Annotated in this window: 8 protein-coding genes; all 8 read left to right on the plus strand. The window is 31.1% G+C overall.

The features are described 5' to 3' along the window. On the plus strand, positions 1–292 hold a 292-nt coding region (locus tag ACKVDP_RS12985), incomplete at its 5' end, for a sigma factor-like helix-turn-helix DNA-binding protein (RefSeq protein ID WP_409229318.1). After that, complete coding sequence (locus ACKVDP_RS12990; RefSeq protein ID WP_409229319.1) at positions 279–1,358, plus strand: DUF4179 domain-containing protein; 1,080 nt, start codon at positions 279–281, stop codon at positions 1,356–1,358. The genes ACKVDP_RS12985 and ACKVDP_RS12990, both read left to right, overlap by 14 nt. Positions 1,359–1,668: 310 nt before the next feature. Beyond that, complete coding sequence (locus ACKVDP_RS12995) at positions 1,669–2,310, plus strand: hypothetical protein (protein ID WP_409229320.1); 642 nt, start codon at positions 1,669–1,671, stop codon at positions 2,308–2,310. 120 nt (positions 2,311–2,430) lie between these two features. Further along, the gene (locus ACKVDP_RS13000; protein ID WP_409229321.1) at positions 2,431–3,180 is read left to right on the plus strand and encodes a DUF6946 family protein; all 750 of its coding nucleotides are present in this window, start codon (positions 2,431–2,433) and stop codon (positions 3,178–3,180) included. A 109-nt stretch (positions 3,181–3,289) separates the two neighbouring features. Continuing rightward, complete coding sequence (locus tag ACKVDP_RS13010) at positions 3,290–11,902, plus strand: Eco57I restriction-modification methylase domain-containing protein (protein ID WP_458306251.1); 8,613 nt, start codon at positions 3,290–3,292, stop codon at positions 11,900–11,902. Positions 11,903–11,911: 9 nt separating this feature from the next. Further along, entirely contained in the window at positions 11,912–12,058 is a 147-nt protein-coding gene (locus ACKVDP_RS13015) for a hypothetical protein (protein ID WP_409229322.1), read from the plus strand. Continuing rightward, a complete protein-coding gene (locus ACKVDP_RS13020; RefSeq protein WP_409229323.1) occupies positions 12,051–13,529 on the plus strand; it encodes a JAB domain-containing protein in 1,479 nt (492 codons plus the stop codon). The genes ACKVDP_RS13015 and ACKVDP_RS13020 overlap by 8 nt, the downstream gene beginning before the upstream one ends. Before the next feature lie 139 nt (positions 13,530–13,668). Beyond that, positions 13,669–13,896 carry a helix-turn-helix domain-containing protein gene (locus tag ACKVDP_RS13025; protein ID WP_409229324.1) on the plus strand — a complete coding sequence of 76 codons (228 nt, stop codon included), beginning with the start codon at positions 13,669–13,671 and terminating at the stop codon, positions 13,894–13,896. Positions 13,897–14,069: the final 173 nt, after the last annotated feature.

A 14,069-nucleotide genomic window follows, 5' to 3' on the forward strand; every position in this document is an offset into this window, starting at 1 on the left:
AGATTTAGAAAATGGAAATATTGAAGATATTGAAATCTCTATAAAGGATGGCACTTTAAAAGAAATTCTAAAAGATGAAATTAGTGAAGAAACAGAAAATATGCTTAATAATCTATCAATCGAAGATAGAAAAATCTTTAAAAAATTATATTTTGAAGGCAAAGATATGGATGAAATATCAAAAGATACAGGGTTAAGTAAGACTGTTTTATATAATAGGCTTTCAAGAGGTAAAAAGAAAATGCGTAATACAATTAATGATAAAGGAGGATATAAAAATGAAAAATTCTAAAAACATATATGATCTTTTAAATGAGATGGATTTTGACATTGAAGATTATAAAAAAGAAGAGTTAAATGATATAGAAAAGAAAAAAATTAAAAATAATTTTAATAAAAGTCAAAAAAGGAAGTTTCATTTAAAAAGAATTGGTTCTATAGCAGTTGCGCTATTATTAACAGTAGGTATTATAAGTCAAACTGACTTAGGGAAGTCTGTTTATGCAATAGCTGAGTCAAAAATTTCAAAGATATCCTATTCTATAGGAAAGGCTCTTCACATAGAAAGAGATATCCAACCCTACTCTAATGTAATAAATCAAACTGTAGAAGAGAATGGTATAGAAGTAAAACTAACAGAAGTAATAATAGATCAAGATGAATTACTTTTCTCAACAATCATTAGTACGAATATCCCATCAGATGGAATTAGCTTAGGTTATGAAATTTTTATTAATGGAGAAAAATTAATAAGTAATTATTCAGGGGGCAGCAATATAAATATTGATGATTCTGGAACAAGGTTTATAAAGACTCTTTCAGTTGAAGCTAAGGATATTAGTATCAAAGAAAGTGTTGATATAAAAATAATCTTAAAAGATTTAAAGTATTATTATATAAAAGATGATTTAAATAATTCAAGAGAAGAAAAAACAAAGGGCAAATGGGAATTTGAATTTACTGCAAATGGAAAAGATTTAACTGCAGAGTCCTATTCACTGCCAATAAATTATGTTTTCAATATAGGGAAACAAAAATATAAGTTAAATGAATTTAGATATAATCCAGTAAATCAAAAGATATATGGAACAATGCAAGAAGATTGTAAAGAGTCTTATGCTGTTGGCTTAATAGGTTATGATAATTTGGGTAATGAGGTAAGATTCAAGATACAAGGGGAAAATAATGGGGAAATAGTTTTGAGTTATTCTAATTTAAATAGAGATTTATCTGATGATGCTACATCAATTACTTTAGTTCCATATGGATTTGAAATCACTGAGAAAGAAGGAAGCTGGAACAAAAATGCTAAACCAATTGGAGAAGAATTTACAATATTTTTAAAAAACAATAGATAATAAACTATACAATCCATTAAGTCTTTACTGATGAGAAATATCTATATATCAATATTTAGATTTTAAATATTATAAATACTGCTATTTCTGGATTTCTCTACTTGATAATTTATAAAATATTATTATGGTTTGAAGGCTTAATGAAATGTGGGATATCAAATATTTCAGTTATCGTTTATAAATAGAATTAGCATCTGAACATATATATGCAGGGTTGTAATATGATCTTCATTATTAAAGAGTTGGATAATGTTTAGCTGGACATCAGTATTATTAGACGAAATGAAAAGTATTTTAAGGAGGTGCAAGAATGATAAAAAGAATTTCTATATTTACTTGTGTATTGTTATTATTTATAAGTACAAATGCCTTTGCAGGAGATATACCTGAAGGAATTATGTTAGGCCATCAAAAGGCACTATTTATAGGAGAAATAACTTCTATCACTGAAGATACAATTACCATAATACCTTCGACTGTTATGATGGGGAGTATTATGGAATCAGAGGTACAAATACAAATATTTGATAATTATTATGGAGCAGATGAAAAACCTAAAATAGGGGATTATATTGTAGCTGTTTTATTATATGATAATAAGATAGATGATGGGTGGGTATTTAAAGCCTCTTCTGATGATTACAAATCCTTAAATCTTGTCAGTGAAAAGTATGATATGGTAGTTCGATATGAAGAATATATCAATGAGGGAAAATACTTTGAGGCACAAAAGAAAATAGATGAAGAAAAAACAGAGTCAATTGATTCTAAAGATGTAGAAGAAGACGAAATAGAGCCGATTGATTCTAAAATTGTGGAGGAAGAGAATGCATTAAAATTAGAAAACAGTAAAACACAATCTGATATTATTAATAATAAACTTGTATTAGGTGCAATTTCAATAATCTTTATAATAATAGCTTTGTTTGTATTAAAAAATAAAAAGAAATAACACAGTTTAATTAAAAAGCAACTCAACATATAGATAGATAATTCGTTATATTAGTAAAACATGCAACTAAGCCGTAATAACAGTAACGATAAAAAACCAAGAAAGGAATGTGAGGGGAACATGATAATTTGCAGGGACTTTGATACCAACCAACCTATAACAAGTTTAGATGAATGGTTTAGCAAATGCCCACCTGCAAAAGAAGATCATTGGAAAGATGGGAGAAGTGCAAAAGAGTTAGCTAAAGATTGGACTAGCAACAAGGGGAAAGATTTAGAAAGATTACTAGGGTCAACCTCTGAATTTAATGGGATTACATTTAAAAAGGCTTCACCTGAATACAAAACCAAACTTGATGGATACAAAGGAAATGGTCGTCAACATGACTTGCTATTATTAGTCAAACATAATGAAGAACCAGTATTGATTAGCATTGAAGCAAAAGCGGATGAGTCATTTAGCGATATGATTAAGGATTATTATATTGAGAAAATTGTTTATAGAATTAAAGGTGGGCAAACAAATGCACCTGAAAGAATTGAGAAATTAATGAAGTATGTTTTTGATGATAATATTACTAAAAAAGCTTTTGACCTTAGATATCAATTGTTGCATGCTATTGCTGGTACAATAATAGAAGCAAAGAGGGGAAATATTAAAAGAGCTATATTTATTGTTAATACTTATTGTTCAAGAGATGAAAAACTATTTTCTTTAGTAAAACACCAAGAAAATGTGAAAGACTTAAATCAATTTGTCAGATATTTAAGTAAAAATACGATTAAAGATTTTGGAAATGATGAGCTACTAGGACCATTTAATATACAAGGTGTAGATTTATATATAATGAAAAGAGAAAAAATAGTATAAGTATTACTCTTGTGTATGATAAATAGCATAATGAACACAGTTTAAATTAAATATATATTTACAAAAAGACCCTAGTGGTCTTTTTTTATTGCAAAGAAAGGAGGAACTTATGTCAAAAGCTTATAAAGTTTGGGAAATTACCAAACAAAAAATGAAGGAAATTAGTAGTAATGGAGAAAGTTGGATGGATTTTCTCAGTTCTGCTTCCTACACCTCAAAATATAATTTTGCGGAGCAGGTAGCATTATACGCATATAGACCAGATGCTAGAGCTTGTGCCACGATGGAGACATGGAATAAAGTTTTTAATCACTGGGTAAAGAAAGGTGCTAAAGGTATTCCTATTCCTGATTTCAGTACTGAAACTCCAAGATTAAAATATGTATTTGATATTGCAGATACTCATCCAACGCTATATACAAGAAGAACACCTGAGATATGGGAGTATAACAAAGACTATGAACAAGCCTATAAAGATATTGAAGAGATGTATAATATTGATCCTACACTCTCATTAGAAGAAAGAGTAGTAGAACTAGTGGATAATCTTGTAGAAGAAAGACTTTATGATTATTCATTGGAGATAAGTGAGGCTATTAAAGATTCTTATATAGATAGAATTGAACAAAACGAAGTAAATCAAATGTCCAGAAGACTATTAAAAAATTCAGCATCCTATATGATGATGGAAAGAATGAATCTAGATCCAAACCTTTATTTTGATTCTAGTGAATTTAGGGATATATCGTTATTTTCTTCCTCAGGACTTCTATCTCTCTTAGGAACATATAGTTCAGAGATAGTATCAGATTTAATTGATGACATTAGAGATAGAAAGATTCTTTTAGACAAAATCAATTTAAGACAAAATAATGTCGATAATATGTTGCCTTTAAATGATAAAGTAGTGTATAATGCAATTAAGGACATAGAAATGTCCACAAATGAAATTTTGAGAGGAGGTAATTTAAACAATGAAAGAGATTCAGATAAACAACAAGACATACCTAGTGGAGGAGGGGGTTTACACTCCCAAGATAGCAGAGACGAGTTACGAGCGGGTGGGAGGAACCTATTTGATGAAGGGAGAGGTACTGATACCCAACGTAGAAATGATGGAAATGAAGATGGGCAAATACGCCAGGATGAGAGAGAAATATCTGAGGGAGAACAAGAGGACTTATCACAGCAATTTGATGTTGGAAGGGACATTAGTAGATCATTTATTGGAAGTTCAGGAATCGGCAGAGAAAATGAAGGAAGTAATGATTCCTCAATACCAAGAGAACTGGAAGGTAACAGAGGAACTGAAAGCACAAGATCAGCTGAAATGGATTCAGGAGATGAACAATATCAAGGACTCAGTGGAGGAAACAATAAAGAAAGATCTGATATACGCATAAGAGATGACTTCCCTACGGAAAATGAACAATTAAAAATTATAGAAGAGGTGGTAGATATAGAATCTACCACCTTTTCTATTTCACAAAAGAATATTGATGATGAATTAGCTCGTGGTTCTGGATTCCAAGATGGAAAGTATAGAATCTATACTCATTTTCAAGAGAATAATACAAAAAAAGAGACTATGGATTTCCTAAAAAAAGAATATGGTATTGGAGGGCATTCAACTCCAAATCGTGGAGACTTTATTGACAGTGCCTTCCATGATGCTAAAGGCCTACATCTATCTAAACGTAGTGATAGTTCAGATGACATAATAAATATAGATTTGTCCTGGTCTCAAGTAGCAACAAGAATTAAAGAGCTCATTGCTTCAGATAGGTATTTCAATTCAAAAGAAAAGGAAAATTATCAGAGATATTTAAGTGAAGAGTCGTTAGACGAAGTTCAGCCATTAGAATCTCAAGTAGAAGGGAAAATCTATGACTATAAAATTAATAACATTGTATATATAGGGAATGAAGAATTAAGAATACTTGAGTTTAATAAAGATGAAGTTACTCTTCAGAATGTAAACTTTCCATTATTTATTGAGAAAATGCAAATTGATGAATTCGAAAGAAAGATTAGAGAAAACCCACTAAATAATGACTCATTCATAGAAGAAGAGTCTACTTTGGATATTGAAATAAGTGAAGGTATACAAGATAGGGATCCTGATGAAAATCCTCACAATTTAGTCACAGAGAGAATGGCTAAAAATGTTCCAAATATATTAGGTACTAGTGATATAGATAATAAAGATAAGGTAGTACAAGCTATATATTTTGTCCCTTTTAGGGATTGGACTTGGTATTTAACTGAATTAGATCAAAATTCTAATTTAGCGTTTGGCTTAGTTGCTGGACATGAAGTTGAATGGGGATATTTTTCAATCGATGAACTTAAGGAGATTAAAGCAGAAAGATTATTAAATTTTACACCTAAAACTTTTGAAGAATTAAAAGATACAGAACTAAAGAGAAATCTTACAGATCTTGAGTTAGAAATTGCTTTTAATGGAGAATTACAATACGAGGAAGCTGACTTAGAAGAAACTAATATTTCAAGTTTTCTAGAATTAAATACTGATGGTATTGCCTTTATTAATAAAGATGAAGTAGCTTTATTAAATGAAGGAAATCTAAGTGAAGATAAAATTAGTGATATAGGCTTATATTTAACCTATGACAATGGTAAGTGGATTGGTTTCGATTACTCTTCAAAAGAAGTTTGTGTTGAAGAGTTTGAAACAATTGATGAATGTATTAATTGGCTTAATCAAGTAGATTTAGAAATTGAATTTGATAGGTCTTATAAGCTTATATATAGCGAGGATGAAGATAAAGGAATAAATGTTTCAACAGAAGAAAGTAAAAATGTCGCATATATTCATTCCAATGGTAGACTTAGTATTTATGATGATGAAATACCAACATATGCTATTGATGAATTAGTAGAAAAAGCTTTACCTATACAAAGAAATTCAACAGTAGAAGCGTTGGAGGAAGGAATTGTCTTTAATATCTTTTCAGATACTTTCTATATTTTAGATAGGGAAAAGATTAATGGTAAGGAATATTTTTTATTAGAAAGTCACTTTACTGGTGATGAAAGACCTCATATTGTAGTTACAAATGATTTTCAAATAGTGGACACGGATATAATTCGGGGTTTTGATGAATTTAGGGAGTTTTACACTGATACAGAAAGCCTTGCTGTAGGTGTGGGCAGAGCCTTTCAAATTGTTTCTGGTAAGGATGTTAGAGACATTGATTTGACTGATACTGGTATTACCTTAGAAGTTAATGGAGTAACATATCCATTTTTAAAAGGAACAACTTTTGAAGAGTCAGAAAAGATAGATGTACTACTAGATATAAAAGGTGAGCTTCGGTTAAGTGATTACCTAGATGAAAGTGAACCACTTAAAGAAGTAGATCTTATAGAGAAACAACCACGAAATAACTATGTTATTAAAGATAAAACTCTTGGAGTTGGTAGTCCAAAAGAGAAATTCCAAAGGAATGTAGAGGCAATAAGCAAATTAAAAGAAATTGAATCAGAGAATAGAATGGCTACACCAGAGGAACAAGAAATACTATCAAAATATGTTGGCTGGGGAGGTTTATCTTCGGCATTTGAAGCAAATAGTTCTGAATTTAATATTTTAAAGACACTACTAACAGAAGATGAATTTGAAAAAGCAAGAGAATCAACTCTAAGTGCATTTTATACTCCACCAATTGTTATAGAATCCATATATAAGACTCTTGAGAATATGGGCTTTAGAGAAGGAAACTTACTAGAACCTAGTTGTGGAATAGGTAATTTTATGGGCTTAATACCTGAAACAATGAGAGATAGTAAGATATATGGTATTGAACTAGACGATATTAGTGGTCGTATTGCAAAACAACTCTATCAAAAAAACAATATAGCTATCCAAGGATTTGAAGAAACCAATCTTCCGGATAGCTTTTTTGATGTAGCAATAGGAAATGTTCCTTTTGGTCAATTTGGTGTACTGGACAAAAAGTATGAAAAAAACAATTTCCTTATTCATGACTATTTCTTTGCTAAGTCTTTGGATAAGGTTCGTCCAGGAGGAATAATCGCCTTTATTACATCTAAAGGTACAATGGATAAAGAAAACGAAAGTGTAAGAAGGTATATAGCAGAAAGAGCTGACTTAATTGGAGCAATTAGACTCCCCAATGACACTTTTAAAGCTAATGCTGGGACAGAAGTAACATCAGACATACTATTCTTTCAAAAAAGAGATCGTATCATCGATATAGAGCCTGATTGGATTTATATTGGAGAAAATGAAGATGGAATAAGGATGAATTCGTATTTCATAGACAATCCTCATATGGTTTTGGGGAAAATGGAAATACAATCAGGTCCTTTTGGATTAGAAAGTACATGTACACCTATTGATACTCCACTAGAAAACTTATTAGATGTAGCAGTTAATGAGTTGGATGGAGAAATAGTAGCTAGTCGCCTTTATGAAGTAGAAGAGGAACAAAATACTATACCAGCAGACTTAAATACAAAAAACTATAGCTTTACAGATATTGATGGTGAAATTTATTATCGTGAAAATTCCATAATGATAAAAAAGGAATATAACGAAATTGATACAAAGAGAATCTTGGGCATGATAGAGATACGTGAACTAACGAGAAGTATTATTGAAGCACAGTTAGAGGATTATTCAGATGATGAAATAAAATTAAGGCAGAAGAAGTTAAATACAGCATATGATAAATTTGTTGAAGAGTTTGGAAGGATATCTGATAAGAAAAATGTAAAACTTTTCGAAGAAGATTCATCAATAATGCTTATATCATCACTAGAAGTCTTAGATTCAGAAAGAAACTTTAAAGAAAAGGCAGCTATATTTACAAAACGGACTATCGGAAAAAGTGTTCCATTGACAGAAGTAGAAACTGCAGAAGAGGCTCTTGTAGTGAGTATCAATGAAAAAGCAAAAGTAGACTTAGACTATATGGTCGAGCTAGCAAGGATACCTAAAGAAGAGATTGCAGATGAACTATATGGAGTGATCTTCAAAGATCCAGGATCCGACACGTATTATAGCTCAGATGAATATTTAAGTGGTAACATTCGCGAGAAATTAAAGATAGCCACTAATAATCTCAATTCAAAATTAGATGATGTACAAGCATTAGAGGAACAAGGTGTATTTCCTAAAAGACTTGATAGTCTTAACAAAGAAATAAGGCAACTTAAAGTAAATATTGATGCTCTTGAATCAGTAAAACCAAAAGATTTAGATGCAAGTGCAATATCAGTTAGGCTTGGAACAACATGGATACCAGCTGAAGATATAGAAAAATTTATGTTTGAGACATTTGAAACACCAGGCTACCATAAATGGAACATAAATGTTCGATTCTCTTCTTATACTTCTAACTGGAATATTGAAGGGAAAAGTGTTGATAGTGATAATATCAAGGCAATTACAACATATGGCACATCACGCTTGAATGCATATAAGATACTTGAAGATACCTTGAACTTAAAGGAAGTCAGAGTTTTTGATAGAAGTACGGACTCAGAAGGTAAGGAAATTAGTGTAATTAATAAAAAAGAGACTATGCTAGCACAACAGAAACAAGATTTAATTAAGGAGACATTTCAGGATTGGATTTGGAAGGAACCAGAAAGAAGAAACAGATTAACAAAGACCTATAATGAACTCTTCAATTCAATTAGACCGAGAGAATATGAAGGATCTCATTTGAATTTTCCTGGAATGAATCCAGAAGTTAGTTTAAGGGAACATCAAAAAAATGCTATTGCTCATACTCTATATGGTGGAAACACCCTTCTTGCTCACTGTGTAGGTGCAGGAAAAACCTATGAAATGGTTGCATCTGCTATGGAATCCAAAAGACTTGGCTTGTGTAATAAATCTTTACTTGTAGTTCCTAACCACTTAACAGAGCAAATCGGTACAGAGTTTATAGAACTATATCCTTCTGCTGATATATTAGTAGCAACAAAAAAAGATTTTGAACCAAAGAATAGAAAGAGATTTTGTTCAAGAATTGCTACAGGGGATTTTGATGCAGTAGTAATAGGTCATAGTCAATTTGAGAAGATACCTATGAGCATAGAAAGACAAAGATATGAAATTGAAAGACAGATAGAAGAAATAACAGATGGAATAGCTGAAATAAAAGCTAATCAAGGGGATAAGTTCTCTATTAAGCAATTGGAGAAAACAAAGAAAAATTTACGTGTTAAACTTGGTAAATTAAACGATACATCAAGAAAAGATGATGTAGTAACATTTGAAGAATTAGGAATAGACAGATTATATGTAGATGAAGCTCATAATTATAAGAATCTATATCTTCATACTAAAATGAGAAATGTCGCAGGTATTGGAACTAGTGAAGCACAAAAGTCTTCTGATATGTTTATGAAATGTAGGTATCTTGATGAAATTACAGAGGGTAAAGGTGTTATATTTGCCACAGGTACTCCAATATCGAATTCAATGACTGAACTTTATACAATGCAAAGATATTTACAGTTTAATACTCTTAAGAAAATGGGACTTACCCACTTTGATTCATGGGCGTCCACATTTGGAGAGACAGTAACAGCTATAGAACTAAGTCCTGAAGGTACTGGATATAGACCTAAGACTCGTTTCGCTAAGTTTTATAACCTACCTGAGTTAATGAATACCTTTAAAGAAGTAGCAGATATAAAAACAGCGGATGTTCTTAATCTACCTGTCCCAGAAGCACAATATGAAACAATTAGTGTAAAACCAAGTGAGTTTCAAAAAGAAATGGTAGAGAGTTTAGGAGAACGAGCAGATAGAGTTAGGGCAAAACTTGTTGATTCAAGAGTAGATAATATGCTCAAGATAACAAATGATGGTAGAAAACTTGCTCTTGATCAGAGACTATTAAATCCCATGCTACCAGATGATGATAATAATAAAGCCAGTATCTGTGCCCAAAAAACATATGACATCTGGAAAGATACTATGGATGAAAGACTGACACAACTGATATTTTGTGATTTATCTACACCTAAAGCTGGAGAGTTTAATGTATATGATGATGTAAAAAACAAGCTAATAGACAAGGGAATTCCAGATGAAGAAATAGCATTTATTCATGATGCAAAAACTGAACTACAAAAAGATACTTTGTTTGCAAAGGTTCGTGAAGGTGAGGTTCGAGTCCTTCTTGGCTCTACTCAAAAGATGGGAACAGGAACTAACTGTCAAGATAAACTTATTGCACTTCATGACTTAGACTGTCCTTGGAGACCAGCTGACCTTGAACAAAGAAGTGGTCGTATAATTAGACAAGGCAATCAAAACGAGAGAGTTCACATATTCAGATATGTTACAGAAAATACCTTTGATGCTTACTTGTGGCAGCTTGTTGAAAATAAACAAAAATTTATTGGGCAGATTATGACATCAAAGTCACCAGTTAGGAGTGCAGAAGATGTTGATGAATCTGCTCTTTCTTATGCAGAAATTAAAGCTTTAGCTACAGGTAATCCACTAATAAAAGAAAAGATGGACTTAGATGTACAAGTAGCAAAGTTAAAGATGTTAAAGGCAAATTATCTTAGTGAAAAATATAAGTTAGAGGATAAGATAGCTAAAAATTATCCTAGAGAAATAAAATCTTTAGAAGAAAAGATACAAGGCTATAAAAAAGATATATTAACTGTTAAAGAAAATACTTCTGTAGGTCTTGATGGGAAAAAGATATTTACTCCTATGGATATTAAAGGTGTTATGTATCCAGACAAAGAAGAGGCAGGTAAAGCCTTATTGAAGCTTTGTAAGGAGAAGAAATCATCTGAAAAAGAATTGATTGGTAACTATAGGGGAATGAATATGGAGCTATCCTATGACCGATTTGCTAATGTATATCAAGTAAGCTTAGGAAATAGAATGAAACATTGGGTTAATCTTGGCGAAGATTTATACGGCAATATAACTAGAATAGATAATGTTTTAGAAGGGATTGATAAAAAGATGAATGATTCACAAGAAAAACTTGAGAATGTAAGATCTCAATTAGAATTGGCAAAAGTAGAAGTGGAAAAGCCTTTTGTATCAGAGCAAGATTTAAAGGTAAAGCAACAACGACTGACTGAACTAGAATCCATTTTAAATATGTCAGATAAAATTGAAGTTGAAAAAGATGATTCATTATTAGATAGGGCAAAGTCTCTTATCAGTGATTTTATAAGCAGTGAGTATGATTCAAGTGTAGATGATAGCGTATTTGAGGATCTATCTAATATTAGCTTAGCTTATACCACCACAGAAGATAACATGCACCAGATACAAGCAGTAATAGATTTAGAAAATCCTGCCTTTAAACAATATATTGATGGCAAGTTAGTTTATGAAGAACCTTATCAATCACTAAATGATTTAATAACTTATCAATTAGAATTCTTAGAGTTTGATAGCCTTGTAAGTATTAAACCAGAAGACTTAAAGAAATTTAAAGTTGAACTTGATTTTGACAGGGATAATGACGGTGCCATAGATAGGTATGATGCAGATTTTAAGGATCCAGGAGTGCAATGCTACGGTAGTTTAGATGAAAGAGAAGATTATAAGGCTGACAATGACTATATAGGTGATAATAAACCAAAGCAAAGCCTATTAGAGAGACTTGAAAGTAAGTCTATAAAGATGAAAAAAGATATAAATATTGAATCAGAAAAATTAAATGCGTGGGAGCGATAGGAGGCAAAAATGAATAAATTACTAGAATATTTTGAAGTAGAAAGTTACAATGAACTTTTGGAACTGGTTCATAGTAAACCTGATGATGAGAAAGTTATTGAATTAAGAGAGTTGCTATCACTATTTAATATAGAAGTAGGTGATAGCAATGACTAATCTCTATAAAACCTTTGGTTGTGATACTAGAGAAGAACTATATGAGAAAATGAAGCTAGGAGTGGATGAAGTACGTCCACTCCTTGAATTTTTAGACTATGCAAAGATGTCAATAATGAACAAGGGAAAAAATATAAGTTCATCTACAATATTATTTGAAACAGTTAGTAAAATAACACCACCAACAAAGGATAGTGCAAGAATTATCTTTGTAGACACTAAAAATAGACCAGTTCATCTTTGTAAAATGAGATTAAGTCAGATAGCAGATATAAAGAGAGCTATATCAGAGGGATTGTCAGCTGGAGCCGCAAATCTATTTATAGCAACTCACGAAAATTCTAAAGAATCTAGGGTTGATAATTTTGTTGATCTTTCGGAATCTATAAGGCTCAGAGTAGTAGATAGATTAACATATTCACAGTCTAATGAAGAATATACTTCACATGGAGCACGTGATAGTTACCAACTTGATGAAAATCCAGAGATAATTAAAGAAACTCAAAATAAGGTTAATATGACCTATACTCAACTAGATAAATTTAATGAGTATGCTGAGTTCTTTGCACGACAAGAATTAAAAGGTTTGAATATTATTGAAGATATAGAATTGATAAAGGAAAAAATGAAATTAGGATTTCAGTTTGAGCAACAAGAAGTGCTTGGATATCTAAGTTATGATCAAGATAATAATGTTATAAATCTTAACCCTCAATTTAAAGGAGGAGTAAATTCATCTATAATTGATCCTAGAATTATACTGAAGGATCTACTAAGAGAAGAAAATATGAAGGGGTTTATCCTCTTTCACAATCATCCAAGTGGTAAAACTACCCCAAGTAGGGAAGATCTTATGTCCACACAAGCATTATATGAAGGTATAAAAAGACTAAATATTGAAATGGCTGATCATTTTATAGTAGCTAAAGAAGGTGTCTTATCTTTTGTAGAAGAAGTAGAAACAAATTCATTTAGTAATATTGAATACTTGGATAAAATTGCTGAGGTCAAAGAAGCAACAACTGAGTATAGAGGACAAGCCACAGAGAAAGTTGAAGTTAAGCCTGAGTTGAGCCATAAAAATGACCTTAAAACCATTTTAAATGAATTGATGGAGCAAGACTATGAATCATTTGTAAAGTCGCTTATTTCAATCGAAAAAGGCATTAACGACGATGTAATTCTTATTGAGATGTATGAGAAGTATATGGAGTCAGATGCTACACTATTAAACGATTTATTCGATGATATAGAGTTCGATCTGGAGCAGGGAAATGATATTAATAATGTTATTTCAGATGATTTAATAAGAGAGAAACCAATGAAGGTCAAAGAGATGGAGAAGAAAGAGGATAATAAAGAAGTAGGTGCTAAAAAATCTTTATTAGGATTGTTAAGTGAAGAGTCTAATGATACTAAGAATACTACGGATAAAATAAGGAAAGAAGTAGTAAAATCTATGGAAATATAATAGCATACCCACAAGTGAGTATAATTCTTTCTTGTGGGTTCTTTTTTTATGATGACATTTAATGTTATGTATAGTATAATTTACAATAATGGAGTATTTCTTTAAGAACATGTAGATAATTTATGAAATGAGGTGCAAAATGGGATTTAGTTATGATAAATTATGGAAGCTCCTTATAGATAAAAAGATGAATAAAAGTGGTTTGCAAAAAGCTGTGGGACTGAGCACTACAACTATTGCAAAATTAGGCAAAGATGAAAATGTAAGTATGGAAGTACTCGGGAGAATTTGTGAGTATTTTAGATGTGATATTGTAGATATTTTGGAATATCACTTTGATGGTGAGAACATAAATAATGATTTCTAATGAAAGAACAATAAATTTAAATTAAAGGTATTCAGAGTAAAGATGGAGGTGCATTAATGTCAAGTAAAGAGGAGAAACGTGATAAGTTTGTAAAGTTATTAAAAGAAATGTTTCAGTTTGATCAAGCAGACTTAGATTTTGGAATATATAGAATTATGAATCAAAAAAGAGAC

Origin of the sequence: Gudongella ferriphila (assembly GCF_046224405.1) — a bacterium.
Taxonomy (GTDB): Bacteria; Bacillota; Clostridia; order Tissierellales; family Tissierellaceae; genus Gudongella.

Coding starts and splice junctions, on each gene's coding strand:
- ACKVDP_RS12995 (WP_409229320.1), top strand. CDS start 1,669: ATGATAAAAAGAATTTCTATATTTACTTGTGTATTGTTATTATTTATA.
- ACKVDP_RS13025 (WP_409229324.1), top strand. CDS start 13,669: ATGGGATTTAGTTATGATAAATTATGGAAGCTCCTTATAGATAAAAAG.
- ACKVDP_RS12990 (WP_409229319.1), top strand. CDS start 279: ATGAAAAATTCTAAAAACATATATGATCTTTTAAATGAGATGGATTTT.
- ACKVDP_RS13015 (WP_409229322.1), top strand. CDS start 11,912: ATGAATAAATTACTAGAATATTTTGAAGTAGAAAGTTACAATGAACTT.
- ACKVDP_RS13020 (WP_409229323.1), top strand. CDS start 12,051: ATGACTAATCTCTATAAAACCTTTGGTTGTGATACTAGAGAAGAACTA.
- ACKVDP_RS13000 (WP_409229321.1), top strand. CDS start 2,431: ATGATAATTTGCAGGGACTTTGATACCAACCAACCTATAACAAGTTTA.
- ACKVDP_RS13010 (WP_458306251.1), top strand. CDS start 3,290: ATGTCAAAAGCTTATAAAGTTTGGGAAATTACCAAACAAAAAATGAAG.